The organism is Desulfocurvus thunnarius (assembly GCF_055390965.1).
In genome coordinates, this window is record NZ_AP042411.1 from 2,175,729 (window position 1) to 2,201,596 (window position 25,868).

20 protein-coding genes are annotated in these 25,868 nt (G+C 70.9%); 11 read left to right on the forward strand and 9 right to left on the reverse strand.

Features of this window, described 5'->3' with window-relative positions; genetic code table 11:
- Nucleotides 1–76: 76 nt before the first annotated feature.
- Together ACZ5KV_RS09510 and ACZ5KV_RS09515 are read left to right on the forward strand one after the other, a co-directional pair.
- Nucleotides 77–1,036 carry a permease gene (locus tag ACZ5KV_RS09510; RefSeq protein ID WP_464239068.1) on the forward strand — a complete coding sequence of 320 codons (960 nt, stop codon included), beginning with the start codon at nt 77–79 and terminating at the stop codon, nt 1,034–1,036.
- A 1-nt stretch (nt 1,037) separates the two neighbouring features.
- A complete protein-coding gene (locus ACZ5KV_RS09515) occupies nt 1,038–1,817 on the forward strand; it encodes a TIGR03943 family putative permease subunit (RefSeq protein ID WP_464239069.1) in 780 nt (259 codons plus the stop codon).
- 314 nt (nt 1,818–2,131) lie between these two features.
- Here the strand turns inward: ACZ5KV_RS09515 and ACZ5KV_RS09520 are convergent, their stop codons facing one another.
- The 6 genes from ACZ5KV_RS09520 to ACZ5KV_RS09545 all read right to left on the reverse strand — a co-directional run bounded on the left by ACZ5KV_RS09520 (nt 2,132) and on the right by ACZ5KV_RS09545 (nt 10,241).
- Complete coding sequence (locus ACZ5KV_RS09520; protein ID WP_464239070.1) at nt 2,132–4,768, reverse strand: M16 family metallopeptidase; 2,637 nt, start codon at nt 4,766–4,768, stop codon at nt 2,132–2,134.
- Between the two features lie 109 nt (nt 4,769–4,877).
- Nucleotides 4,878–5,171: a hypothetical protein gene (locus tag ACZ5KV_RS09525; protein WP_464239071.1), complete on the reverse strand. Its 294-nt coding sequence runs from the start codon at nt 5,169–5,171 to the stop codon at nt 4,878–4,880.
- Nucleotides 5,168–6,094, reverse strand: coding sequence for a DMT family transporter (locus tag ACZ5KV_RS09530; RefSeq protein WP_464239072.1), 927 nt, complete (start codon nt 6,092–6,094; stop codon nt 5,168–5,170). The genes ACZ5KV_RS09525 and ACZ5KV_RS09530 overlap by 4 nt, the downstream gene beginning before the upstream one ends.
- A 109-nt stretch (nt 6,095–6,203) precedes the next feature.
- Complete coding sequence (locus ACZ5KV_RS09535) at nt 6,204–8,882, reverse strand: TIGR03960 family B12-binding radical SAM protein (RefSeq protein WP_464239073.1); 2,679 nt, start codon at nt 8,880–8,882, stop codon at nt 6,204–6,206.
- A 75-nt stretch (nt 8,883–8,957) separates the two neighbouring features.
- Nucleotides 8,958–9,335 (reverse strand): hypothetical protein, encoded by a 378-nt coding sequence (locus tag ACZ5KV_RS09540; RefSeq protein WP_464239074.1) that lies wholly within the window; start codon nt 9,333–9,335, stop codon nt 8,958–8,960.
- 39 nt (nt 9,336–9,374) lie between these two features.
- Nucleotides 9,375–10,241, reverse strand: coding sequence for a tetratricopeptide repeat protein (locus ACZ5KV_RS09545; RefSeq protein ID WP_464239075.1), 867 nt, complete (start codon nt 10,239–10,241; stop codon nt 9,375–9,377).
- 307 nt (nt 10,242–10,548) lie between these two features.
- Here ACZ5KV_RS09545 and ACZ5KV_RS09550 point away from each other — a divergent pair, with 307 nt between their 5' ends.
- Nucleotides 10,549–11,007 carry a hypothetical protein gene (locus ACZ5KV_RS09550; protein WP_464239076.1) on the forward strand — a complete coding sequence of 153 codons (459 nt, stop codon included), beginning with the start codon at nt 10,549–10,551 and terminating at the stop codon, nt 11,005–11,007.
- Nucleotides 11,008–11,038: 31 nt separating this feature from the next.
- Here the strand turns inward: ACZ5KV_RS09550 and zwf are convergent, their stop codons facing one another.
- Nucleotides 11,039–12,640, reverse strand: coding sequence for a glucose-6-phosphate dehydrogenase (gene zwf, locus ACZ5KV_RS09555; RefSeq protein ID WP_464239077.1), 1,602 nt, complete (start codon nt 12,638–12,640; stop codon nt 11,039–11,041).
- A complete protein-coding gene (gene gnd, locus ACZ5KV_RS09560; RefSeq protein ID WP_464239078.1) occupies nt 12,637–13,557 on the reverse strand; it encodes a phosphogluconate dehydrogenase (NAD(+)-dependent, decarboxylating) in 921 nt (306 codons plus the stop codon). Before gnd ends, zwf begins: the two co-directional genes overlap by 4 nt.
- Nucleotides 13,558–13,744: 187 nt before the next feature.
- Between gnd and ACZ5KV_RS09565 the strand changes: the two genes are divergently transcribed.
- A complete protein-coding gene (locus ACZ5KV_RS09565; RefSeq protein WP_464239079.1) occupies nt 13,745–14,392 on the forward strand; it encodes a response regulator in 648 nt (215 codons plus the stop codon).
- 85 nt (nt 14,393–14,477) lie between these two features.
- Here ACZ5KV_RS09565 and ACZ5KV_RS09570 read toward each other — a convergent pair whose 3' ends face one another.
- Nucleotides 14,478–17,192 (reverse strand): bifunctional acetate--CoA ligase family protein/GNAT family N-acetyltransferase, encoded by a 2,715-nt coding sequence (locus ACZ5KV_RS09570; RefSeq protein WP_464239080.1) that lies wholly within the window; start codon nt 17,190–17,192, stop codon nt 14,478–14,480.
- Between the two features lie 314 nt (nt 17,193–17,506).
- Here ACZ5KV_RS09570 and acs point away from each other — a divergent pair, with 314 nt between their 5' ends.
- The 7 genes from acs to ACZ5KV_RS09605 all read left to right on the forward strand — a co-directional run bounded on the left by acs (nt 17,507) and on the right by ACZ5KV_RS09605 (nt 25,852).
- The gene (gene acs / locus ACZ5KV_RS09575) at nt 17,507–19,492 is read left to right on the forward strand and encodes an acetate--CoA ligase (protein WP_464239081.1); all 1,986 of its coding nucleotides are present in this window, start codon (nt 17,507–17,509) and stop codon (nt 19,490–19,492) included.
- A gap of 297 nt (nt 19,493–19,789) precedes the next feature.
- The gene (locus ACZ5KV_RS09580) at nt 19,790–20,761 is read left to right on the forward strand and encodes a sugar-binding transcriptional regulator (RefSeq protein WP_464239082.1); all 972 of its coding nucleotides are present in this window, start codon (nt 19,790–19,792) and stop codon (nt 20,759–20,761) included.
- Nucleotides 20,758–21,861: an ABC transporter ATP-binding protein gene (locus ACZ5KV_RS09585; protein ID WP_464239083.1), complete on the forward strand. Its 1,104-nt coding sequence runs from the start codon at nt 20,758–20,760 to the stop codon at nt 21,859–21,861. The genes ACZ5KV_RS09580 and ACZ5KV_RS09585 overlap by 4 nt, the downstream gene beginning before the upstream one ends.
- A gap of 106 nt (nt 21,862–21,967) precedes the next feature.
- Nucleotides 21,968–23,266 carry an ABC transporter substrate-binding protein gene (locus ACZ5KV_RS09590; RefSeq protein ID WP_464239084.1) on the forward strand — a complete coding sequence of 433 codons (1,299 nt, stop codon included), beginning with the start codon at nt 21,968–21,970 and terminating at the stop codon, nt 23,264–23,266.
- Nucleotides 23,267–23,320: 54 nt separating this feature from the next.
- Nucleotides 23,321–24,259 carry a carbohydrate ABC transporter permease gene (locus ACZ5KV_RS09595; RefSeq protein WP_464239085.1) on the forward strand — a complete coding sequence of 313 codons (939 nt, stop codon included), beginning with the start codon at nt 23,321–23,323 and terminating at the stop codon, nt 24,257–24,259.
- 6 nt (nt 24,260–24,265) lie between these two features.
- Entirely contained in the window at nt 24,266–25,078 is an 813-nt protein-coding gene (locus tag ACZ5KV_RS09600) for a carbohydrate ABC transporter permease (RefSeq protein WP_464239086.1), read from the forward strand.
- 408 nt (nt 25,079–25,486) lie between these two features.
- Nucleotides 25,487–25,852, forward strand: coding sequence for a hypothetical protein (locus tag ACZ5KV_RS09605; RefSeq protein WP_464239087.1), 366 nt, complete (start codon nt 25,487–25,489; stop codon nt 25,850–25,852).
- The last annotated feature ends 16 nt before the right edge of the window (nt 25,853–25,868 follow it).

Here is a 25,868-nt window from a genome sequence, read left to right on the forward strand (position 1 = left end):
CGAACCTCCCCGAACCGCGCCGCGCCGGGGCCTTCGCCCCACCGCCCGCCAACCGCCCCGGATCGTCCCGCACGCCATGGAAACCCTGCTCGAATTCGCCTCCTACGCCACGGCCATCGTCTTCGAGGCCGCGCCCTTCCTGCTGCTGGGGGCGCTGCTGGGTTCGCTGGTGGAAGTCTGCGTGCCCGACACGGTGCTGCAACGGCTGGTGCCGCGCTCCCCGGGCGGGCAGATCAGTTTCGGCCTGCTGGCCGGGCTCGTGGTGCCCACCTGCGAGTGCGGCGTGGTGCCCATCGCGCGCAAGCTGCTCGTGCGCGGGGTGCCGCCCCGGGTGGTCATCCCCTACATGCTCGCCGCGCCGGTGATGCACCCCGTGTCCCTGCTGTCCACCCTGGTGGCCTTTCCCGGCCAGTGGTACATGGCCCTGTGGCGCGTCATCCTCGTGGCCGTGCCCGCCGTGGCCCTGGGGCTGGCCCTGGGCGAGGCCCGGCCTGAGGACGTGCTGCGCGCGGCGCGCCCCGCCCTTGGGCGCATGCCCGCTCCGGGCGCCCCGGCCGCCGCCCACGACGACCACGGGCACGGCCCGGCCTGTTCCTGCGGCTGCGGCCACGACCACGGCCCCGCTGGCGGCTCCAAAATCCTGCGCGTGCTGCTGCATACGGCGGAGGAATTCCTGTCCATGGGCCGCTTCCTGGTCCTCGGCGCCTGCGCCGCCGCCGCGTTCAAGGCCTTTTTGCCCCTGGGCGCCATCGCCTGGCTGGGCGACAACGTGTTCGTGGCCGTGCCGGGCATGATGCTCCTGGCCGTGCTGCTCTCGGTCTGCTCCGAGGCCGACGCCTTCGTGGCCGCGTCCTTCGCCATGGTCCCCAAGGCAGCGCAACTGGCCTTCCTGGCCCTGGGTCCCATGGTGGACCTGAAACTCATCCCCATGTTCCTGGTGACCTTCCGGCGGCGGCTGGCCGTGGCCCTGGTCACGGTGCCCACGGTGGTGGTGCTGCTGCTGGCACTGGCCCTGGGCCTTGCGGAGGGCCGCTAGCATGGCCGCGCGTTCCCTGCCCTGGGGCCGTCTGGGCCGGGGCGCCGCCCTGGCGGCCCTGGGCGGCGCCATGCTCCACCTCGCCCAGGCCGAAAACTACTGGATGTTCCTGAACCCCCGCTTTCAGATGCTCACGGGGGGCAGCGGATTGGTTCTGGTCCTGCTGGGTGCCGCCGTGGCCCTGGCGCGCGGGCGGCGCTGCACCGCGCCCGGCGCCGCGACCATGGTCCTCATGGCCGCCCTGACCCTGGCCGCGCAGCAGGCCAGCCTGCCCAAGGCTCCGGAACACACGCCCCTCACCGGGCCCACCGAGGCCCAGGAGCTTGAGGAATCCCTCGCCCCGCGCATTACCGTGGACGGCACCGAATACGTGCGCCTGAATCTCGCGGAACTGCTCGTGGGCGCCATGCCCGACTCGGGCATCACCGCCCCCCGGCATTTCGCGGCACGCGGCATGGTCGTGCGCCTGCCGGAACTGGACGCGCGCGGCGCGTTCGTCCTCGTGCGCGTGCAGATCGTCTGCTGCCTGGCCGACGCCGTGGGCGTGGGCTTCGTGGTCCATGCACCGGGCACCGCGCCCGAGACCGGAACCTGGGTGGAGGTGCGCGGCGGCCTGGAGCCCCTGGGCCCCGACCCCGCGCCGCAGGTGGCCTTTCCGGGGGTCATCGGCGTGCTTCTGGGCGAGGAGCACGCCGTGGCCGCCGCCAGCGTCGAGCCCGTGGCCGCGCCGAGCGTCCCGTTCATCTTCACCATGCACGACCAGGAACCCTTCGCCTATTAGCCGTCCGGATCGCTGCCCATCCTCGAGCGAACCGGTCGGGCGCTTCGCCTCCCCCATACCTTCCGCCAGGGGCTCCGGCCCTTGCCTCCCACACGTCGCCCGGCCCCGCGCGGCGCGTGCGCCGTCGCCCTGTTCCGAAAGAGCGCATTTTGGAAGGGGCGGGGGGTGAGCGGGAGAGCGGGGGACGGAGGAATCTTCGGCGCAGGGAAAAGGTTCCCGCGTCTTCCTCTTTCGCGGGCGCCGCGTGCGCCCCGATGCAAAACGCCCGGGAACCTTGCGGTACCCGGGCGTCGGCTTGTCGTTGTCGACGGTGGTCAGGGTTCGACGGTCAGCACGTAGGCCCGGTCCCAGACCAGCCAGTTGCGGGCCAGGGCGTGCAGGTCGGCGGGCGTGACCTGGGCGGCGCGGGCCACGTTTTCGCGGTCGTGGTCCGCCGGGAAGCCCCGGGCCAGCAGCCCGGCGGCCTCGGCGCTGCGGGCGGACAGGCTCTGGTTGTCGCGGTGGTAGTCCCCGGCGATGAGGCTGGCGGCGCGGGCCACCTCGGCCTCGGCCAGGGGCGTTTCGCGCAGGCCGGTCACGGCCTGGCGGAAGCCTTCCAGGGCCTGGGCGGTCTTGTCGGGCGAGGTGCCGATGTAGAAGGCCAGGAAACCCGTTTCCGGCGCCTGCCAGAGCAGGGCGGTGACGGTGTAGCCCAGGCCCTGGCGGTCGCGCAGTTCGCGGAAGAGCAGCCCGCCCTGTCCGGCCAGGGCCTGGCGCAGCACGTCCAGGCCCACGCTGTCGTCCGAGCGCAGGCCCGGCACGGGGAAGGCGACCACGATGTGCGACTGGTTGCGGTCGGGCAGGGTCAGGGCCTGGGTGTGCCCCGGGCCCCAGGTCGGCCGGGGGAAGGCGAAGGGTTCGGCGGGCGGCCCGGCGGCCAGCTCGCGGGCCAGGGCCACCACGGCCTCGCGGTCGAAGTCGCCGCAGACGGCCATGGTCCAGGGCTGGCGGCGCTGGCGCGCCCAGAACTCGCGCACCTGGGCCGGGCCGAGGCCGGCGATGCCGTCCACGGTGCCCTCGTGGAACTGGCCGTAGCCGGTGTCGGCAAAGAGCATGGGGAAGAGGTGACGGAAGGCCAGGCCTGTGGGCTGGTCTTCGCGGCTGCGGATGGCGGCCTGCTGTTCGGTCACGGCGCGGGCCACCTCGTCGGCGCCGAAGGCCGGGGCGGTGATGGTCCGGCCCAGCAGGGGCAGCACGTCGGCGGCGAAGCGCGAGGGGAAGCGGGCGCTGACGGTGAACATGTCGCGCGAGGCCCGGGCGCCGATGGAGGCGGCGCGGTCGGCCAGGAAGTCGCGGTATTCCGTGGCCGACAGGTCGGCGGTGCCCCGGGTCAGGGCCTGGGCCGCAAGCTCGGCCAGCCCCTGTTCGTCGGGGAACAGCAGGGCGTCGCCGCCGGGAGCGGCCAAGGTCACGGAGGTATAGGGCAGGGTGGTGTCGGGCAGGAGCACCAGGGTCCGCCCGCCGCCCAGGTCCACGGTGTCCATGCCGCCGCGCTGGCCGCCGACGGCCTCGGCCTTGGGCGCGGCAGCGGCGCCGGGGCCGAAGGCGGCGTCCACCCCGGCCAGCAGGTCCTTTTCCAGGGCTTCCGGGGCGTTCGTTTCGCCCTCGGGCAGCAGAACCGTTGCGGCCAGGGCCTCGCGGGTCAGCACACCGGCGGCCAGGGCGCGCAGTTCGTCCGCGCCCGCGTGGCGCAGGGCGTAGAGGTAGTTGTCCTCGGCCTGGGGACCGTTTTCGAAGAACTGGAAGTAGCCGAGCTTGGAGGCCAGTCCGCCCAGGGTTTCCTTGGAGGAGTAGAGGTCGTCCTCAAGGTTCAGCCGGGCGCGGTCCAGCTCGCGGTCGGTGAAGGTGGCCGTGGGCAGGGCGGCGAGGTCGGCGGTCAGCCCGGCCCAGAAGGCGGGCAGCTTGTCGCGGTCCAGCTCGGCGCTGATGGAGAACAGGCCCGTGCCTTCGAGGTTCATGGCATAGGCGGAGATGGAGTCCACAAGGCCCAGTTCGTACTGGTACTTGCGGTACAGGCGCGAGGAGCGGTCGCCGCCGAGCACCTGGGCCAGCAGGTCCAGCCCCGGGCCCTGGGCGGTGCCCAGGGCGGGCGCGGGGAAGGCCACCGAGAGGTAGACCTTGTTCCACGGCCCGGCCTGCACGGCCACGCGCGGGGCGTCGAAACGCGGGGCGGGCAGCGGCCCGCGCGGAGCCGTCGGCGCGGTGTTCTTCAGGTCGCCGAAATGGGCGCGGACCATATCCACCGCCCGGGCGGGGTCCACGTCGCCGACAACCACGGCCAGCATGGACTGCGGCTGATAGAACTCGGCGATGTAGTCCAGGATGTCCTGGCGGGTGAAGGAGGAGACGGTTTCGCGCAGGCCGATGATCGGCCGCTCGTAAGGCGTGCCGGGCCACAGCAACGGTTGCAGGGCCTGGAAGCGGCGGCTGCCGGGGCTGTCCTCCCCGCGTTCGAGCTCCGAGAGCACCACTTGCTTTTCGCGTTCCAGTTCTTCGGGGTCCAGGGCCGCGCCGGAGATCATGTCGCGCAGCACGTCCAGGCCCAGGTCCAGCCGCTCGGCGGGCAGGTCGATGATGTAGACGGTGTAGTCGAAGCTGGTGGCGGCGTTCAGGTAGCCGCCTGCGCTTTCGATGTCCTCGGCGACCTGGCCGGGGGCGCGGCGGGCCGTGCCCTTGAAGACCATGTGTTCCAGCAGGTGGCTGATGCCCGAGCGACCGGGCGTCTCGTAGGCCGACCCGGCGTGGACGTAGAGACGCAGGGACACCAGGGGGAAGCGCTTGTCGGGCTGCACCAGCACGCCCAGGCCGTTTTCCAGGCGCGTGAGCGTCGGGGCGGCGTCCCCGGCGTGGGCCAGGCTAACCCCGGCGGCCATGAGCAGGGCTCCCGCCAGGATGAGGATCCGTTTCAGCATGGGGCACTCCGTAGTCTCCTTTGAGGATGGCGCGCGTGGCGCGGATGAAAAAAAGCGGGGCGCGCCCCGCTTTTCAATCATAGGTTCCGGACGGAATTTGGCAAGCCCGTCACACCGGGCAGGCCCCGCCCCCCAGGCAGTGGTTTTCGATGAACCGGCCGACCTGGACTCCCAGGTACAGGCACTCCACACCCTGCAGGCACTTTTCGGCGTCCTGCACGTCCACATGGGTGGACAGGCTGTGTTCGCCCGCGGTTCCCGCCGCCTCCGTGTTCATGGTCACGATCCAGGCGCCGGAGGCCTCGTCCAGTCGCGCGGACAAGGCCACGCCATGGCGTTCCAGTTCGGGGTAGAACTCCTTGATGCGCGCCAGCAGCGCGTCTGTCGTCACGTTTGTGGTCATGGTTTCCTCCCGCTGTTGCCGCCCCGGCCCTGCGCGGGCCGCAGGGCGGATTTGGGCTCCAGCATACCACAGCCGCGCGGGCGCCGCAAACCGGCGGACGCCGTTGCCCCGGCCACGGCGCGCAGGGTCACGGCGCCAAGCACCAGCGCCCCGCCCGCCAGAGCCCACGGCCCGGGCAGTTCGCCCACGCCCAGGGCCACCCACAGCGGGTTGAGCACCGGCTCCAGGGTCATGATCAGGATGGCCGTCAGGGCGGGCAGGCGGCGGATGCACCAGACGTAGAGCAGCAGGGACAGCCCCTGCTGGACCACCCCCAGGTAGGCCAGCCCCAGGGCCCCGGCGGCGTCGGGCAGGCCGTGGGCCAGAAAGGGCAGGCCCACGGCCGCCGTGACGGCATGGCCCAGGACCACCGAACCCACGGGGGAGGCGTCCTTCTGCGCGCGCATGCACAGGGTGAAGACCGCGTAGCACAGGCCCGTGCCCACGGCCAGGGCGTTGCCCCACAGGCCTGCGGGCGAGAGACGGTCGAGAAAGAAAAGCACCATGCCGCCCAGCGCGGCGGCCAGGAAGGCCCAGTCGGCCCGGCGGGTGGGCTCGCCCAGCAGGGCCGGGGCCAGCAGGGCCACGTAGAGCGGCGCGGTGTAGGCCAGCAGGATGGCGTTGGCGGCGGTGGTCAGCTTGGTGGCCGCCACGTTGGTGACGAGCAGGCCCGCATAGCCCAGGGCCGCGCCCAGGCCCGCCGGAGTCAGGGCCGGGCGGGCCGACCCGCGCAGCAGCACGAGCAGCGTCAGCGCCGACAGGGCGCTGCGCGCGCCGGTGATGGCCATGGGGTGCAGGTCGATGACCTTGACGGCCAGCCCGCCGGAACTCCACAGCAGGGCGGTCAGCGCCAGCAGCGCCGCCGCGCGGGAATGTTGCGCCACGGCGCCCCCTTCGATACCCAAGGATACGGCAGGGATAGCCCTTCGGCGGGCCCGGCGCAAGGGGCGCGCGCGGGCCCGGCGGGGAATCAGAGACGGCGAGGGCGCGCGGTCAGCAGGGCGCGTCGGGCTCCGGAGCGTCCATCCACTGGCGCAGCTTGCACAGGCCGAAGCGGTCGGGCCGCAGCCCGGGGTTGACCAGCTCCACCAGCCGCAGGGGGCTCACGTAGCCGGTGCTCCAGTCCAGGCGCAGGGCCACGGCGCCCTCGCGTGGCCAGGCCCCGGCGATGAAGGGCCGCACGTCGGTGGTGCGCGGGCCCTTTTTCGTCTCGCGGGCCCAGGGCAGTTCGGCCAGGGTCAGGGCCCCGGCCCACTGGGCCTGGCGTGCGGCGACCTCGGCGGCGTCGCCCTCCCAGGTCAGCAGGAAGTCCTCGGCCACGGCCTGGCGCGTTTTGCGGCCCAGGTCCAGGGTCTCGATGTACAGCAGGTCCATGCCCCGGGGCAGGTGCGGCGTCAGGCGCGCGGCCAGCTCCCCGGGCCCCGTGTCGCGGCGCAGGAACACGTCGAACCACTCGCGGCGGCTTTCCACGCCCACGGGCAGCGCCCGCCCGAAGGACAGCCGCGCCAGGGGGTGGAACCCGGCGGAAAAGCTTACGGGCACATCGGCCCGGCGCAGCACGCGCTCGATGAGCCGTTGCAGCTCGATCTGGCTGATGAAGCGCATCTCGTCCAGCCGGGTGTGCCACACGCGGTAGTGCGCGGCCTTGTCGGCCAGCTCGCCGATGTCCGGCGGGCGCGGGCGGGCGCCCTTGGCCTGTTCGGCCTGGGGCTCGGGCCGTGGCCCGGGCTGCGGAATCTCCGGGGCCGCCTGGGGCTCGGGGGCCGGGGCGGTCTGGTGGGCGGCGTCGCCCGTGGCGTCGGCCTGGTCGCGCACGGCGTGGATGACCCGGGGCCGGATCTCCTCGCGGGCGGCCTGAAGGGCCAGCTCCGAGGTCCGGCCCTCGAAGTTGCAGACCCCGCAGTTGCGGCAGGCGTTGTAGCGGCAGTCGTCGGTCAGGCGGGCCTCCCGGGCCCGGCGGCGCTCGGTGCGCAAAAAGCGGGTGTGCACGCCGCTGGTCAGGTGGTCCCAGGGCAGGGGTTCGTCTTCGTCGCGCTCGCGCAGGAAGTGCAGCGGGTCCAGCCCGTGTTCGGCCAGGGCCTCCAGCCAGGGTCCCAGGCGCAGGTGGTCGATCCAACTGGCGAACAGCGCGCCCTTGGCGTAGGCCGCGCGGACCACCGGGGCCAGCTCGCGCCCGCCGCGCGAGAACACGCCTTCCAGGAAGCTCATCTCCGGCTGATGCCAGCGCAGCTTGAGGCGCTTGTGCGGGGCGAACCCGGCGCGCAGGCGGTCCACCCGCGCGCGGACCTCGTCCATGGTCAACTGGCGCTCCCACTGGAAGGGCGTGTGCGCCTTGGGAACGAAGGGCGACACCGCCGCAGAAACCTGCAACCGCTTGACGTGGCGCCCGGCGCAGTCGCGGACCTTGAGGCACAGGTCCACGATGGCGTCCAGGTCCTCGTCGGTTTCCGTGGGCAGGCCGAGCATGAAGTAGAGCTTCACGTTCTGCCAGCCGTGGTCGAAGAGCTTGCGCACGTGGGCCACCAGGGCCTCCTCGGTGACGCCCTTGTTGATCACGTCGCGCAGGCGCTGGCTGCCCGCCTCGGGGGCCAGGGTCGCCCCGGTGCGGCGGATGGTGGACATGAGGCCCATGATCCGCTCGCTCACCGAGCCCACGCGCAGGGACGGCAGGGAGATGGACACCTGGGCCTGGCGGCAGCGCGAGAAGCTCGCGGCGAACAGCTCTTCCAGGGCCGAATAGTCGCCCGTGGACAGGGACAGGAAGGACAGGTCCTCGAAGCCCGTTTCGGCCAGCCCCTTGGCGATGAGCGCGTCCAGGGCCTGGGGGGCGCGCTCGCGGGCCGGGCGGTAGACCATGCCCGCCTGACAGAAGCGGCAGCCCCGGGTGCAGCCGCGCGCGATTTCCACGGCCAGCCGGTCGTGGACGGTATCCGCGAAAGGCACGATATGCCCCGTGGGGAAGGCCGCGCGCCGGGCGTCGGCCAGATCGGGCAGGATGCGCTTTTCCACGCGCGGGGAATCGGCGAAGCGCGGGGTCAGGGGCAGGCCGCCCCCGGGCGCCTCGGCGAAAAAGGCGGGCACGTAGACGCCCGGCAGGTGGCGCAGCCGCTCCAGCAGCGCCGCCCGGGGCAGCCCCTCGGCCCGGGCCCGGGCCACGTGCTCCAGAATCTCGGGCAGCACTTCCTCGCCGTCGCCAAGGACCATCAGGTCCATGAACGGGGCGATGGGCTCGGCGTTGAAGGTGCAGCCGCCCCCGGCCATGACCAGCGGATCGCGCGGGCCGCGCGCGGCGGCCTCCAGGGGGATGCCGCCCAGGTCGAGCATGTACAGGACGTTGGTGTAGCAGAGTTCGTGGGTGATGTGGAACGCCACCACGTCCATGGCCGCCAGGGGGGTGTCCGACTCCAGGGTACACAGGGGCTCGCCGTGTTCGCGCAGCACGGCGGCCACGTCCATGTCCGGCGCGAAGACGCGCTCGGCCCAGAACTCGGGGCGCTCGTTGACGATGCCGTAGAGGATTTTTTGCCCGAGGTAGGACATGCCCACCTCGTAGAGGTCCGGAAAGGCCAGGGCCAGGCGCACGGCCACGGCGGACGGGTCCTTGAGCACCGAGCCCGGCTCGTTGCCGAGGTAGCGGCTGGGGCCGGTGAACAGGGGCAGAAGCTTTTTCATGGGCCCTCGCGCGGGCGGGTGGGAGACGAAAAAGGGCGGCCGTCGGCCGCCCTTCCGAACAGGAACGGGGCGCCGCTATTTCTTGAGCAGCCGCGACAGGTCGGCCACGCCGCCCTTGGGCGCGCCCTTGGCGCCGCCCAGGCCGCCCAGCCCGCCCAGGCCCCCGGCGGGGGCGGTCAGGGTCAGGTTGCTGGCGGCTTCCAGATACTTGGTCTTCAGTTCCTCGGGGAACTTCTTGTACTCGTACATCACGTGGGCGTAGGCGATGACCGCGTCGATCTCGTTGTCGAAGGGGTAGCCGAAGGGCAGGAGCATCATCTGCACGCCCTGCTGGGTGGGCACGGTCTGAAGCACCGCCACGTCCTCCAGGCGTTTGCCCTGGTCGTCGTCCTTGTATTTGCCGATGATCATCTCGCCGTTGACCAGCTTCACGAGCCGGATGTCGTACGCCATGGGGCCTGCTCCTTGGATGCGGTGTGTGGAGAGGGGAACCTAGGAACTCGGGACCGGGCTGTCAAGGCCGGGCCCGGCCTGGGGCGCCGCCGGGGCCTTGGCGGCCTTTGCCGCGCGGGCCGTCAGGCGGCGCAGCAGCTTGTGGGCGTCGAGCAGGTCGTCCTTGGCCTGGGCGGCGGCGCGGGCGTGGCCCTCGGCCTCGGGCCATTGCTTCTTGAGCACCAGAAGCCGCGCCAGGGCCAGGTGCAGGTGCGGCCCGGCGCCTTTTTTCTCGGCGATCTTCTGGAGCAGCGTCAGGCCCCGGTCGGGGTTGGCCACCTTTTCCGATGCGGCGACGACCATCTCGCAGGCCTTGCGTTCGTCGGGGTTCAGGGCCAGGGCGCCGCGCAGGTACTCGAAGGATTCCTTGAACGCTCCGGCGGCCTGGAGCCGGTCGGCGATGATCAGGAACATGGCGTGCTCGTCCACGTAGAGGTCCACGGCCTCGCGGAAATAGCCCTGGGCCTCGTCCACCTTGCCGCCTTGCAGGGCCTTGGTGCCGTGGATGATGGCGTGGTCGATCTTCAGCTTGCGTTCGCGCACGGCGCCCATGCTCTCGCGTTTGGTCTCGGCGTGCAGGGCCTTGATGACCGGCAGGAGCAGGGCCAGGAGCTTGCGTTCGGCCCCGGGCTGATAGCCCAGCGGGCTGGACACCCGCGAGGCGACGCCTTCGAGCTTGCCGAGGTTCTGGACGTTTTCGCGCAGCAGCCCGGCGACCTTGGCCATGTCCTGCGAATGCAGCTTGGTGGTCAGGACGATCTTGAGCGCCTCGGCCACGCAGACCAGGGGCCGCAGGGTTTCGCCCTTGAGGAACGCCGCCTTGGCGCGGCTCAGATGCTGGATCACCGTCTGCACGGGGCTGGCCATGCTGTCTTTCTCCCTCGGGCGCCCTCCGGGCGCCTTTCCTGCTCCCTTTTGCGGCCCCGGCTTCCGGGCGCGGGGTGTGTCGTGTGTTTGTACAGCATTTCCAGGGCGGAATAAAGCACTTGGCGCCGGGTGGGGCCGACCGCTTGCCACGGCTGCGGCGCGGGTTTATACTCTTGTTTGAAGCGGCGGCTTCGCCCGCCCGCTCAGGCCCGCCTCCAGGACGGAGACCGGACCGCGCGGCCCCCCGGGACGGGGAGCCCGCCGCGCGGCCCACCCCAGCCGAGCCCCACGGGGCCCGGAGGACGCCATGGGCGTACGCCCCACGGCAGGCAGCACGACCAGCCCCGGCTCCCACGGCCTTGGCGCCTACCAGGACGCCATGCGCACCCAGCGCATGGAGCGCGACGCCGCGCGCCTGGCCCAGGCCCTGCGCGCCGACGGCGCCCAGGCCACCGTGCGCACGCGTTCCATCGGCATCACCCTGGGCAGCCTGGGCATCGACCTGACCACCCATGATGTGGAGATGCCCGAGGCCACCGCGCCGACCCTGGCCGGGCGCGCCTTCTCCGACGCCCTGGACGCCGCCGCCCTGCTGGCCGAGACCGCCGCCGGACAGCAGGCCGCCGGGGCTTCCGGCTCCGGCGCCGCCGGGTCCGAGGCGCTGTCCGCCGACGCGGTCCTTTCCCGCCGCCGGGCCCTGGAGGCTTACGCCCAGGCCGCCCTGGCCCAGTTCCAGCCCGTGCCGGGCCGCCTGGGCAGCGTGTAGCCGCCTGGCCCGCGTTCCGTTCCGCTCCCGCCTAGAACAGTTCCTGGACCATCTCCAGCCCCGCCGCCGGGCCCCACGAGCCCGCCGGATAGTCGTGCGGCACCGCCGGGGAGCCCGTGGCGCCGCAAGCCTCGCAGCGCTCCAGCACGGGGGTCAGGAAGCCCCAGCACAGTTCCACCGCATCCTGGCGCCAGAAGAGCGTCTGGTCGCCGAGCATGCAGTCCAGGAGCACCTTTTCATAGGCCTCCAGGGCCCGGGCCGGGGCGTGGGCGGCGTCGAAGTCGAAGCGCATGGTCGCCGGTTGCAGGCACAGCCGGGCCCCGGGCAGCTTGGCCTGCACCGTGAGCGACACGGCGTTGCCGGGATGGATGTCCAGGATCAGCCGGTTGGCGCCGATGTCCTCGCCCAGGATATGCCGGAACAGGGAGTGCGGCACCTCGCGGAAGCGGACCACGATGCGCGTCAGCTTCTCGCGCAGGCATTTGCCCGAGAGCAGGTGGAAGGGCACGCCCTGCCAGCGCCAGTTGTCCACCCACAGGCGCATGGCCGCGAAGGTCGGGGTGGCGGAGTCCGGCGCCACGCCGGGCTCCTGGCGGTAGCCGGGCCGGGGCGCCCCGCCCGCCGTGCCCGGGCCGTACTGGCCGAGCACGAGGTCTTCGGCCAGCCGGGCCGGGGCGAAGGGCCGCAGGGCGCGGTAGACCTTGGTCTTCTCGTCGCGCACGGCCTCGGCGTCGAAGGCCGGGGGCGGCTCCATGGCCACCAGGGCCAGAAGCTGCATCATGTGGTTCTGGAACATGTCGCGCAGCACGCCCGAGCGCTCGTAATAGCCCGCGCGGTGGCCCACGCCCAGGGTCTCCATGGCCGCGCAGGTCACCGAGGCCACGTAGCGCCGGTTCCACAGGGGCTCGAAGATGGCGTTGGCGAAGCGCAGCAGCAGGATGTTCTGCACCGTCTCCTTCGCCAGGTAGTGGTCGATGCGGAAGATCTGATGCTCGGCGAAGTGCTCGTGCAGGGCGGCGTCCAGGGCCCGGGCGCTGTCCAGGTCGCGGCCGAAGGGCTTCTCGACCACGATGCGCGCGAACCCGCGCTCCTCGCGGGCGAGGCCCGCCGCGCCGAGGTTGCGCGCCAGGGCGGCGTAGACCGTGGGCGGCGTGGCCAGATAGAACAGGCGGTTGCCGGGCGCGCTGTCCGTCTCCTGCCTGCCCAGTGCGTCCGGCGCGTCCAGCGCGTCCAGGCGGGCGGCCAGGGCCGCGCAGCCCGTCGGGTCGGCGTAGTCCAGGGGCTGGTAGAACACGCGCGGAGCCAGGGCCGCCCAGGCCGCCGCGTCCAACCCTCCGGCGGCTTCCAGGGCCCGGCGCGCGTGCTCGCGGAAGGCCTCGTCGTCCCAGGGCGTGCGCGCGGCGCCGACCACGGTCAGCCCTCCGGCCAGGGCGCCGTGGCGGTGCAGGGCGTACAGGGCGGGCAGGACCATCCGCGCGGCCAGATCGCCCGAGGCCCCGAAGACGACTACCGTGCACGGCTCGGGGCGCGGCGGGATGAGACAGGACGGCCCGCCGCCCAAGGGCGCGGTGTCGAAGGAGATGGACGGGGCCGCGCCCGTCGCGCCCGTCGCGGAGTCCGGTGCGCCGGTCATGCCCCGCCCTCCCCCGGGCCGGGGCGGCGCACGGCGTGGCCGCCGAACTCGTTGCGCAGGGCCGCCAGCAGCCGGTCGGCAAAGGAATTGTCCTGCCGTGAGCGGAAGCGCTCCATGAGCGAGAGCGCCAGCACCGGCGCGGGCACGCCCAGTTCCACGGCGCTGTCCACGGTCCAGCGGCCCTCGCCCGAGTCCTCGACATAGGGCGCCACGGTGTCCAGGGCCGGGTCGCGCTCCAGGGCCGCCGCCGCCAGTTCCAGCAGCCACGAGCGGACCACGCTGCCCCGGTTCCACAGCCGGGCCACGGCGCCCAGGTCCAGCCCCGGGCCGTAGGGCGAGGCTTCGAGCAGGGCGAAACCCTCGGCGTAGGCCTGCATCATGCCGTACTCGATGCCGTTGTGGATCATCTTGGCGTAATGCCCGGCGCCGTGGGGGCCGCAGTGCATGTGCCCGCCGGGGGGCGCCAGGGTGTCCAGGGCCGGGCGCAGGCGCTCGTAGGCCTCGGGCGGCCCGCCGACCATGGTGCAGTAGCCCTCGGTCCGCCCCCAGATGCCGCCGCTGACTCCGGCGTCGGCGTAGAGCAGCCCGGCTTCGGCCAGGGTCTTGCCCCGGTCCGGGTCGCGCTTGTAGGGCGAGTTGCCGCCGTCCACGAGCAGGTCGCCCGGAGCCAGCAGCGGCCGCAGGGCCTCCAGGTGTTCGTCCACCACCGGCGCGGGCAGCATGAGCCACAGCGTGCGCGGCGCGTCCAGGGCGGCCGCGGCCTCCGCCAGGGAAAAGGCGGGCACGGCGCCCTGGGCGGCCAGTTCCCGCACCGGCCCGGGCGAGCGGTTCCAGGCCACCACGTCGTGCCCGCCGGCGAGCAGCCTGCGGGCCATGTTCATGCCCATGCGCCCCAGGCCGAGCATTGCGATTTTCATGCGTTGTCCTCCGGATTTCCGATTCCCGCCCAGCATACCGCGCTTTGGCGCAATGGCAAAGCGCGGCGACGCGGCGCGGAGGGGGCGGGGAAGGCCGCCCGGGGAAAACCCGGCTTTACATCGATACTTTTGGCGGCTATGCCTGGATGCTGTCCGGAGAAATACTCATCCGCGCAGGAGGATACTGATGCGCCGCACCGTCGTGCTCGTCGAAGACCTGGATATCGTCCGCGAGGGGCTGCGCAGCCTGCTCGAAGCCCATTCGGACTTCGAGATCGCGGGCGAGGCGGGCGACGGGCTGGAGGCCGTGCGTCAGGTGGAGCGCATCACGCCGGACCTGGTGCTCATGGATCTGTCCATGCCCACCATGGACGGCGCCGAGGCCATCCGCGACATCAAACGCCGCTTCCCGCGCGTCAAGATCCTGGCCCTCACGGCCCACAAGAGCCTGGCGCACATTCGCGGCGCCCTGGCGGCCGGAGCCGACGGCTACGTGCTCAAGAACACCACCGCCCCCGAACTGGTGCGGGCCATGGAGACCGTCCTGTCCGGCGGGCGCTACATGAGCCCGGACATTCCGGAAGCCCTGCTGGAACAGCCCGCCGCCTCCGGCCCGGCCCGGGAGCAGCCCTCGGCGCTGGACCGGCTTTCGGAGCGCGAACTCCTGGTCCTGCGCCTGACGGCCCGGGGCAAGGGCAACAAGGCCCTGGCCCGGGAGCTGTGCATCAGCGTCAAGACCGTGGAAAAGCACAAGGCCAACCTCGTGCGCAAGCTCGGCCTGCGTTCGGCCTCGGAGCTGGCCCCCTTCGCCCACGAATACGGCTTGTTCGACTAGCCCCCGTTTTCCCGGAGCGCGCCCCGCAGGGTGGCCGCGCGCCCATACCCCGCCCCGGGCCGTCAGGCCGCGGGGCCTTGCGGCGTCATTCGGGGTTCAGGGGCAGGCGGAACTGGTAGACATCGTCGTCGTAGTTCTTTTTGACCTCGAAGCCCAGGCGCTCGGCCAGGGTGGACATGCCCTTGTTTTCGAGCAGGGCCTCGCCGGTCATGAAGCGGGTGCCCCGGGTGCGGGCATAGCGGATGAGCTTGTCCATGAGGATGCGCCCCAGGCCCTTGCGCTTGAGGTCCGAGCGCACGACGATGGCGAACTCGGTGGCGGAGTTGTCGGGCTTGGTCATGCCGCGCACCACGCCGAGGGTTTCGGTCTGTCCCGGGGCGTCGGGCTTCTCGGCGGTGGCGATGAAGGCCATTTCGCGGTCGTAGTCGATCTGGGTCAGGCGGATCATCTCCGAGCGCGGCAGCTCGCGCACCAGCCCGAAGAAGCGGTAGCGGATGTCGTCGATGGACAGCCGGGACAGGAACTCCCAATGGGCGGGCTCGTCTTCGGGGCGGATGGGCCGCAGGGTCACGCGGGTGCCGTCGTTGAGCACCACGCATTCCTCGAGTTCGCGCGGGTAGGGCCGGATGGCCAGGCGCGCGCCGGGCTCGCCCTGGGCCGGGGCGACGGTGATCTGGGCGTCCAGGGCCAGCACGCCGTCCTGGTCCACGAACAGGGGGTTGATTTCCAGGGTCTGGACCTCGGGCAGGTCGATGATGATGTGCGAGACTTTGACCAGGGTCAGGCACAGGGCGTCGAGGTCCGCGCCGGGCTGACCGTGGTGTTCGGCCAGCAGGTGCGAGACGGCGGTGCGCGAGATGAGCTCGCGGGCCAGGGCCATGTTCAGCGGCGGCAGGGCCATGGCCTCGTCGCGCAGGATTTCGGTGTCCGCGCCGCCCTGGCCGAAGTGGATGTAGGGCCCGAACACGGGGTCGGTGCTCGCGCGGATGAAGACCTCGCGGGCCCGGGGGCGGCGGCCCATGCGCTGGACCACGTAGCCCGCCACGCGGCAGTCGGGGTGCGCCTCGGCCACGCGCTCGGCCACGGCCGCGGTGGCCTCGCGCACGGCCTCGGGGGACTCCAGGTCCAGAGCCACGCCGCCCGCGCGCGTCTTGCAGAAGGAGTCGGGCGAAAGGACCTTGAGGGCCACGGGGAAACCCATCTCGGCGGCGGCGGCCACGGCGGCCTCGGCGCTGCCCGACAGCCGGGTTTCGACCACGGGCACGGCGTAGCAGTCCAGCACGTCCATGGCCTCGGGCACGGTCAGGGTGCTGCGGCCCGCTTCCAGGGCGCTGTCCACGACCATGCGCGCGGTGGAGGTGTCGGGCATGAATTCCGTGGGCAGGGAGGCCGGGGTCTGCATGAGCATGTCCTGGTTGCGCCCGTAATGCACCAGGTTCAGGAAGGCCCGCACGGCCTTGTCCGGGGTCCAGTAGGTGGAGATGCCCGCCTCGTTGAGGATTTCGCGGCCCTTCTGGGAGTGCTCCCCGCCGATCCACGAGGCCAGGACGGTGCGCTTGGCGCGCCGGGCGGCCCCGGCCACGGCCCGGGCCACGTCCTGGCCGTCCACCAGGGGCGAGGGCACGTTGAGCACGAGCACGGCGTCCACGCCCTCGGCCTTGAGCAGTATCTTCAGTGCCTCGGCATAGCGCTCGGGGCTGGCGTGGGCGGTGATGTTCACGGGGTTTTCGGCGTCAAGGAAGGCCTTGGCCGGGCCGCCGGGCTCGCCCGCCAGCAGGTCCATGAGGGCGGTGCGCGTTTCCTCGTTCAGCCGGGCCAGGGTGCCGCCGCCGCCCACGAGCATGTCCTGCACCAGGATGCCGGGGCTGCGGCCGTTGGAAAGGATGGCCAGGCGTTCGCCCTTGAGGGGCCGGGAGCGCACGATGGTTTCCACGGCGTCGAAGAGCGAGTCGATGTCGCCCACGCGCAGCATGCCCGAGCGGCGGAAGGCCGCGTCGTACACGGCGTCCAGCCCCTGGGGGCGGCGGGAGTAGCGGCCCAGCAGGTCGGCGGCCTCGGGGCTGCGCCCGCCCTTGATGACCAGCAGCGGCTTGTTGCGCGCCGTGGCCCTGGCGGCGGACATGAACTTGCGCGCGTTGGCGATTTCCTCGACGTAGAGCATGACCGCTCGGGTGTTGGGGTCGGCGTTCAGCCAGTCGAGCAGGTCGCCGAAGCCGAAGTCGAGCTTGCGGCCCAGGGAAATGAAGTGCGAAAAGCCGATGTTGCGGCTGCCCGCCCAGTCGAGCACGGAGGTGAACAGCGAGTCGGACTCGGTGATGAAGGCCACCCGGCCGTTTTCGGCGCCGGCGTGCCCCAGGCTGGCGTTGATGCCCGTGGCGGGCGAGATGAAGCCGATGCTCTCCGGGCCGAGGATGCGCAGGTCCGTGCGCCGGGCGGCGGAAAGGATGGCGCCTTCGAGCATGGCGCGCACGTCGGCGGGCAGGTCGGCGAAGCCGTTGCCGATGACCACGGCCCCGGCCGTGCCGCGCCTGCCGAGCTGGAGCACGTAGTCGGGCACGGTTTCGGGCTCGGAGCAGATGAGCGCAACGTCGGGGGTCAGGGGCAGGGTGTCGATTTCGCGGTAGACCGGCAGGCCGAAGCAGGACGAGAGGGTTTCGTGGACGGGAATGACCGGGCCGATGAATTTGCTGGCCAGAATGTTGCGCATGAGCACGGCCCCGGGGTGGCCGGGCTCCTCGGTGGCGCCGATGACGGCCACCGAGTTGGGCCGGAACATGGTGTTGAAATTGTCGAGGTTCATGGACGGGGCTGCTCCGGGGCGCTGGGGCCGTATGCGTCGCGGGCCGGGACTGCGGCCCACAGGGTTCCTTTGACCCAAAAACGGGCGCCGGGCAAGGCCGGGCGTGTGCCTCTTTTCACGCATCCGTTCATACCACCAAATCATGCCGTTTACCAAAAAATAGTGCCCGCTGGAATTTGCATCGCCTAGGGAAGCGTGTAACCCGGGAGGGCAGGACCACACGGCGCGCGGCCAGGGGGGCGCGCGCCGGGGTGGGGTCGCCCTCCGCCGCAAGGACAACCAAGGCAGCCAAAGGAGCCTAAAGGAGTCAGGTCATGAGCGAAGAGAGAATCGAAAGCGTGATGCACGAAACGCGGCTTTTCCAGCCCCCGGCGGAGCACCGGGAGCAGGCCCACGTCCGGAGCATGGAGCAGTACCGCGAGCTGTACCGCCAGTCCATGGACGACCCCGAGGGCTTCTGGGCCCGGCGCACCAGGGAGCTGGTTTCCTGGTTCCGCGAGCCCACGCGGATCATGGAGTGCGACCTGCACAAGCCCGAGGTGGCCTGGTTCGCCGACGGCACGCTGAACGTGGCCTACAACTGCCTGGACCGCCACCTGGAAAACGGGCGGCGCAACAAGGCGGCCATCATCTGGCAGGGCGAGCCCGACGGCGACGTGCGCGTCTATACCTACCAGATGCTGCACACCGAGGTGAACCGCTTCGCCGCCGTGCTCAGGAAGCTCGGCGTGCGCCGGGGCGACTGCGTGTCGCTGTACCTGCCGATGATTCCCGAGCTGGCCATCGCCATGCTGGCCTGCGCGCGCATCGGGGCCATGCACTCCATCGTCTTTGCCGGATTCTCGGCCATGAGCCTGCAAAACCGCGTGCAGGACTGCGAGGCCAAGGTGCTGGTCACGGCGGACGCCGTGCTGCGCGCGGGGCGGACCATCCCCCTCAAGCCCAACGCGGACGAGGCCCTCGCGGCCTGCCCCAGCGTGGGCAAATGCGTCGTGGTGCGCCGCGCGGGCAACGCCGTGCCCATGACCGAAGGGCGCGACGTGTGGTGGCACGAGGAAATGGCCGCGCCCGACGTGCAGGCCCCCGTGGCCCCCGAGGCCATGGGCGCAGAGGACCCGCTGTTCATCCTCTACACCTCGGGCTCCACGGGCAAGCCCAAGGGCGTGATGCACACCACCGGCGGCTACCTGACCTACGTGGCCTCGACCATGCAGTACGTCTTCGACCTGCACGACGACGACGTGTACTGGTGCACGGCGGACATCGGCTGGGTCACGGGGCACAGCTATATCGTCTACGGCCCCCTGGCCCTGGGCGGCACCTCGCTGATGTTCGAGGGCGTGCCCAGCTATCCGGGGCCGGACCGCTTCTGGCAGGTGGTCGAGAAGTTCAAGGTCAACATCTTCTACACCGCGCCCACGGTCATCCGCGCGCTGATGCGCGAGGGCGTGGACTGGACCACCCGGCGCGACCTGTCCAGCCTGCGGGTGCTGGGCTCGGTGGGCGAGCCCATCAACCCCGAGGCCTGGATGTGGTACCACGAGCACATCGGCAAGAGCCGCCTGCCCATCGTGGACACGTGGTGGCAGACCGAGACCGGCGGCATCCTCATCTCGGCCATGCCCTACGTGACGCCCCTCAAGCCCGGCTCGGCCACGCTGCCCCTGCCGGGGGTGGACGCCGCGGTGGTCGACGCCGAAGGCGCCGAGGTGCCCCCGGGCACGGGCGGCAACCTCGTGGTGCGCAAGCCGTGGCCGGGGATGCTGCGCGGGGTTTTCCGCAACCCCGAGCGCTATCGCTCCACGTACTTCGAGCGCTTCCCGGGCATGTACGAGTCCGGCGACGGCGCGCGGCGCGACGAGGACGGCTACTTCTGGGTCATGGGCCGGCTGGACGACGTGATCAACGTCTCGGGTCACCGCATGGGCACCGCCGAGATCGAGTCGGCCCTGGTGGCGCACCCCAAGGTGGCTGAGGCCGCCGTGGTCGGCATGCCCCACGACATCAAGGGCGAGTCGATCTACGCCTACGTGACCCTCTCCGCCGGAGTGGAGGACTCGCCGGAACTGGCGGCGGAGCTGCGGGCCTGGGTGCGCAAGGAGATCGGGCCCATCGCCTCGCCGGAGGTCATCCAGTTCGCCGAGGGCCTGCCCAAGACGCGGTCGGGCAAGATCATGCGCCGCGTGCTGCGCAAGATCGCGGCGGGCATCTTCGACCAGTTCGGCGACACCTCGACCCTGGCCGACGCCACGGTCATCGACGACCTCATCGACGGCTACCACGAGATTCGCGGGAATTAGGCCGCACATCGCAGGACGCCGGAACCACGGGCCGGGGGCGGAAGCCTCCGGCCCGTTTCGTTGCGTCCCGGAGTGTGTCGGCGCTGGAACAAATGTCACCTGAAAGTACAATAGTCCACAGCGGATGCAGCGGCCGACCGGAGCGAAGGGGTGCCGCCGGACTTTGATTTACAGGGATTTTACGGGCAGGTGGCAATCGTGTGTCGTCGGGCCCGGGGGGGCGTTTGCCCCTTGCGTGGTCTCCAGAATCCTGTACAGTTGCCGCAAAAAAGTGACACAAGTCACGTGTGGGGGGCCATGGGCGACGATACGGACAGACTGGGGGACCTTCAGGCGCGCATCGCCTGGGCCTATTACAAGGAAGGGCAGACCCAGGCCGGCATCGCCGAGCACTACGGGCTGACCCGGGCCCGGGTCAACCGCCTGCTTCAGGACGCCCGCGAAACGGGACTCGTGCAGATCACCATCAGCTCCCCGCTGGCCTCGTGCGTGGAGCTGGAGTGGCGGTTGCAGGAGGCTTTCGGCCTGGCCCGGGCCATGGTGGTGCCCACTCCGGCCCGCGAGCGCCAGCTCTATCAGGCCGTGGGCGAGGCCGCCGCGGCCTGGGTCGGCGAGCGGCTGCGCGACGGCCAGTCCCTGGGCCTGGGCTGGGGCAAGACCCTGAGTGCCAGCGTGGGCGCGCTGCCCCGCCGCCCCCAGGGCGACATCGCCGTGGTCTCCCTCTTCGGCGGCCTGCCCCACAGCCACACCACCAACCCCTACGACGTGGCCTCGCGCTACGCCCGCAGGCTGGGCGCCGCGCAGTGCTACTACATCGCCGCGCCCATGTATGCCGACTCCCCGGCCACCCGCGCCACCCTGGTCGGCCAGCCCATGTTCACCCGCGTCTACGAGCGCGCGGCGGAGGTGGACATGGCCCTGGTGGGCGTGGGCGACCTGACGGCGCGCTCCACCAACGTGGCCCTGGGCGCCCTGAGCCACGAAGAGTGGCATTCCCTGCTGGAGGCCGGAGCCGTGGGCGAACTGTTCGGCCACTTCCTGGATGCGGCGGGCAATCCGGTGGACCATCCGCTGAACCGCTGCTTCACCGGCCCGTCCCTGGACCGCCTGCGGGCCATCCCCATCATCATCGCCGCTTCGGGCGGCATGCAGAAGACGGCCATCCTGCGCGCCGTGCTCCTGGGCCGGTACCTGACCGTGCTGGCCACCGACGAGCAGACCGCCGCCGCCCTGCTGGACCAAGGAAACACCGAGGAACCCACCGCATGAGCGACTCTTCCCCCGCCTCCGCCGCCCCCGAAATCCGGGGCGTCGGCATCAGCCTGCAAAACATCACCAAGCGTTTCGGCGAGTTCACCGCCGTGGACGACGTGTCCCTGGACATCGCCCCGGGCGAGTTCCTGGTCATCCTCGGCCCCTCGGGCTGCGGCAAGTCCACCCTGTTGCGGCTGGTGGCCGGGTTGGAGGCCGTGACCTCGGGCACCATGGTCATGGGCGGGGCGGACATCACGACCCTGCCCCCGGCCGACCGGCGGCTGTCCATGGTCTTCCAGTCCTACGCGCTGTTCCCGCATCTGCCGGTGCGCGAGAACATCGTCTTCGGCCTGCGGCTGCGCAAGCGCGGCGCCGCCGAGATCGCCGAGCGGCTGGAAACGGCCTCGCGCCTGCTGGGCCTGGGCGAACTGCTCGACCGCAAGCCCTCGGAGCTTTCCGGCGGCCAGCAGCAGCGCGTGGCCCTGGGGCGGGCCATCGTCTCCAAGAAGCCCGTGTGCCTCATGGACGAGCCGCTCTCCAACCTCGACGCCAAGCTGCGCAACTCCATGCGCCGCGAGATCCATTCCCTGCAACGCACCCTGGGCATCACCATGATCTACGTGACCCACGATCAGGTGGAGGCCATGACCATGGCCGACCGGGTGGCGCTGCTCGACGGCGGGCGGCTGGTGCAGCACGCCACTCCGGCCGAGCTGTATTCGCGCCCGGACACGGTGTTCGCCGCGCGCTTCATCGGCACCCCGCCCATGAACCTCGTGCCGCTGTACGAGGCCGGAGGCGGCGCGGCCCTGGAGCCGGGGGGCGCGGCGGTGCTGCCCGGGGTGCCGGGCAGGGGCGTGCTGCTCGGCGTGCGCCCCGAGGACATCACCCTGGCCCCGGGCGGCCTGCCCGCGCGGGTGGTGGACACGGAGTTCCTGGGGGCGGACCTGCTGGCGCGCTGCGCCCTGGCGGGCGGCGAGGTGCTGGTGCGCCTGCCGGGCAAGCGCGACGTGGCCGCGGGCGACGGGGTGGGGCTGGTGCTGCCGCCGCAGGCGCTGCACTTTTTCGACGCCGCCAGCGGCAGGCGGCGCGACGACATTTCCTGCGGGGCCTGACCCCGCGGGCGGCAGAGGAAAAAACGCGCCCGGCGGGGGGCTCCGCCGGGCGCGTGGACGGTCTCTTCACGCAGGAAGCACACCGCAACATGCAAGGAGCAGTATCATGAAATCCGTATTCCGCAAAGCGGCCCTGGGGGCCCTGGCCCTCCTGGTCGCGGCCCTGTGCCTGCCCGGCCTGTCCCGGGCCAAGGACATCGAGCTGACCATGTATTACCCCGTGGCCGTGGGCGGCCCCATCACCGGCATCGTGGACGGCATGATCGCCCGGTTCCAGGCCGAGAACCCCGGCATCAAGGTCAAGGCCGTGTACGCGGGCAACTACGACGACACGCGCGTCAAGGCCCTGGCGGCCCTCAAGGCGGGCGAGCCCGTGCAGCTTTCGGTGCTGTTTTCCATCGACGTGTTCGACCTCATGGACGAGGACGTGGTGGTGCCCTTCGACGAACTGGTCGGCACCGATGAGGACCGCGCCTGGCTGGGTTCCTTCTACCCGGCGCTGATGCAGAACGGCGTGGTGGACGGCAAGACCTACGGCATCCCCTTCCAGCGCTCGACCATCGTCATGTATTACAACAAGGACGCCTTCCGCGAGGCGGGGCTGGACCCCGAAACCCCGCCGGCCACCTGGGACGAGATGGTCGAGATGGGCAGGAAGCTGACCAAGCGCGACGCCTCGGGCAATGTCGTGCGCTGGGGCGTGAGCATCCCCTCCACGGGCTACCCCTACTGGATGTTCGGCGCCCTGGCCATGCAAAACGGCCAGGAGCTGATGAACGGCAAGGGCGACACGACCATGTTCGACGCCCCGGCCTGCGTGGAGGCGTTGCAGTTCTGGCGCGACCTGGGCGTGAAGCACCATGTCATGGCCGAAGGCACCATCGACTGGGGCACCCTGCGCCAGAAGTTCCTGGAGGGTGCCACGGCCATGATGTGGCACACCACGGGCAACCTGACCCCGGTGCGCTCGGGTGCGTCCTTCGACTTCGGCGTGGCCATGCTGCCCGCCTCCAAGCGTCGCGGCAGCCCCACCGGCGGCGGCAACTTCTACGTCTTCAAGCAGGCCACGCCCGAGGAGCGTCAGGCGGCCCTGACCTTCATCAAGTGGATGACCGCTCCCGAGCGCACCGCCGCCTGGTCCAGCGAAACCGGATACGTGGCCACCCGGCCCGACGCCTACGAGACCGAGGCCCTGCGCAAGTACGTGGCCGAGTTCCCCCCGGCGGCCGTGGCGCGCGACCAGTTCCAGTACGCCACCGCCGAGTTCTCGACCCACGAAACCGCGCGGGTGAAGAAGTTCCTGGACGACGCCATCCAGGCCGTGCTGACCGGCCAGAAGGAGCCCGCCCAGGCCCTGGCCGAGGCCCAGAAGGGCGCCGAGCGCGTGCTCAAGGCCTACCGCTAACGATGCAACCCGGGGCGGGGCGGCGTTGGCCGCTCCGCCCCATTCCAGGCGCCCATGACAGCTACGACCCCTTCTTCCGTTTCGACGCCTCCGGCCCCGGCGGCTCCCGTCCGTCGCATCGCCAGGACGCCGCAGTGGCTCTACGGCTGGTTGCTGCTGCTGCCCTCGGCGGTGCTGCTGGTGGCCTTCACGCACTATCCCATCGTGCGCACCATCTACAACAGCTTCTTCAGCACCCCGCGCGGCAGGATTCCGGCGCGCTTCGTGGGGCTGGAGAACTATCAGGCCCTGCTGCACGACGACATCTTCCTGCGCGTGCTGGGCAACAACTTCCTGTTCGCCCTGGGCACCATTCCGGCCAGCGTGGGGCTCGCGCTGCTCATGGCCGTGTGGGTCAACGGCACGCTGCCGGGCCGGGCCCTGGCGCGCACGAGCTTTTTCACGCCCACGGTGCTGCCCATGGTCGCCGTGGCCAACATCTGGCTGTTCTTCTACACCCCGCAGGTGGGCATCCTCGAAAAACTGCTGGCGCCCTTCGGCATCCACGGCGTGAACTGGCTGGGCGACCCGTCCACGGTGCTGTGGTGTCTGGCGGTGATGGCCGTGTGGAAGGAGGCCGGGTTCTTCATGATCTTCTACCTCGCGGCGCTCCAGGGCGTGCCGCCGGACCTGACCGAGGCCGCGCGCATCGAGGGCGCCGGGCGCTGGTACTGCTTCCGGCGCATCACCTGGCCCCTGCTCATGCCCACGACCATCTTCGTGCTGCTCAACGCGACCATCAACTGCTTCAAGCTGGTGGACCACCTGTTCATCATGACCAAGGGCGGCCCGGACAACGCCTCATCGCTCTTGCTGTACTACATCTACGAAACGGCTTTCGCCTACTGGGACACGGCCTACGCCAGCACGCTGACCGTGGTCCTGCTGGGGCTGCTGGCCCTGACGGCCCTGGCGCAGTTCCTGTATCTCGAACGCCGGGCGCATTACAGGTAGGCGACCATGAACGACCGCATCACCCGCTGCCTTGAAACCCTGGCCTGCTGGACCCTGGCCCTGCTGTGGGCCGGGCCGCTGCTGTTCGCCCTGTGGGCCGCGTTCCACGGCCAGGAGTACCTGACGCGCCTGGACCCCACCGCGCCCCTGACCCTGGACAACTTCGCCCAGGCATGGGCCACGGCGCCCTTTGCGCGCTACTACCTGAACACCCTGCTCTACACCCTGTTCACCCTGGTCGGGCAGTTCGTGCTCTGCACCCTGGCGGCCTATGCCTTCGCGCGGTTTCGCTTTCCGGGGCGCGATGTGGTCTTCATGCTCGTCCTGGTCCAGCTCATGATCATGCCCGACCAGCTCATCGTGGAGAACTACCAGATCATGAGCGCCCTGGGGCTGGTGGACACCATCGCGGGCATCTCCCTGCCCTACGTGGCCTCGGCCTTCGGCATCTTTCTGCTGCGCCAGACCTTCAAGCAGGTGCCCGTGGAACTGGAGGAGGCCGCCCTGGTGGAGGGCGCCAGCCGCCTGCAGGTGCTGACCAAGGTCTACATCCCTCTGGGGCGGCCGACCTATCTGGCCTACGGACTGGTGTCGGTGTCCTACCACTGGAACAACTTCCTGTGGCCCATCGTCATCACCAACTCCGTGACCACCCGTCCGCTCACCGTGGGGCTGGCCATCTTCGGCGCCCCGGAGTCGGGGGTCCATTTCCCGATCATCTCGGCGGGCACGCTCATCGCCGTGGCCCCGCTGCTGCTGGCCTTCCTGCTCTTCCAGCGCCAGTTCGTGCAGAGCTTCATGCGCGCGGGCATCAAGTAGCCCGCCGGTGGCCGGTGGCCGGGGCGCGCGCCCCCGGCCACCGGCTGCCGCGCCGCCACCCAGAGCGCCGCCGCGTCGCCGTCCAGGGCGTCGCCGGGCGCCCCGCCGGATTCCTTTCCCCTTCGGCTTCCCCTTCCCCGGAACCTGTCAGGCCCCGGAACCTTGCGGCACGACCACGTCAGTGCGGCAGGCCCACCGACCCCGCCTCGCTCCGCCCCGCGCCGTCTTCGCCGGGACGTGCATGTTTTTTGGTCTCCCCGCTTGACGCATAGGCTAAAAAAGCCTATCAAGCACAGAGTGCTATTTGGGCGACATAAAAATAATTAAAAATTTATAGGGTGATAACAATATTATTTTTTGTATCTAACTTATTAGATAAGGCGTTTAACACCGCAGAGGAGGCACGGCATGTTCGGACGGGACAGCAGGAAGGAGACGGAGCAGTTCTTTGCCCAGGTGTTCCAGGCGGCGGATGCGCGCGAGGCGCGCAATCGCAGGGCGGCGGAGGGTCGGGCATACGGTTCCCGGGAGTGGTTCGCGGCCCTGTTCGACGAGAGTCCGGCGCCGCCCGCGTCCGCGCAGGCGGCGGGAAGCGGCGGCCTCGTGGCCGCGCGCGAGGGGGCGGCCCCGCTCGGGCCCGGGGCCGGAACGATTCTTGGCGGCCCGGACGGGGGCAGGGGCTTGGCCGGAATGCTGGCTGCGGAGCAGGGCGAGGGCCCGGAGCGGGACAAGGGGGCCGCCCTGAGCCGGAACATCGCCGTAGCAGGCCGTTGAAAAAATGCAATCTGCG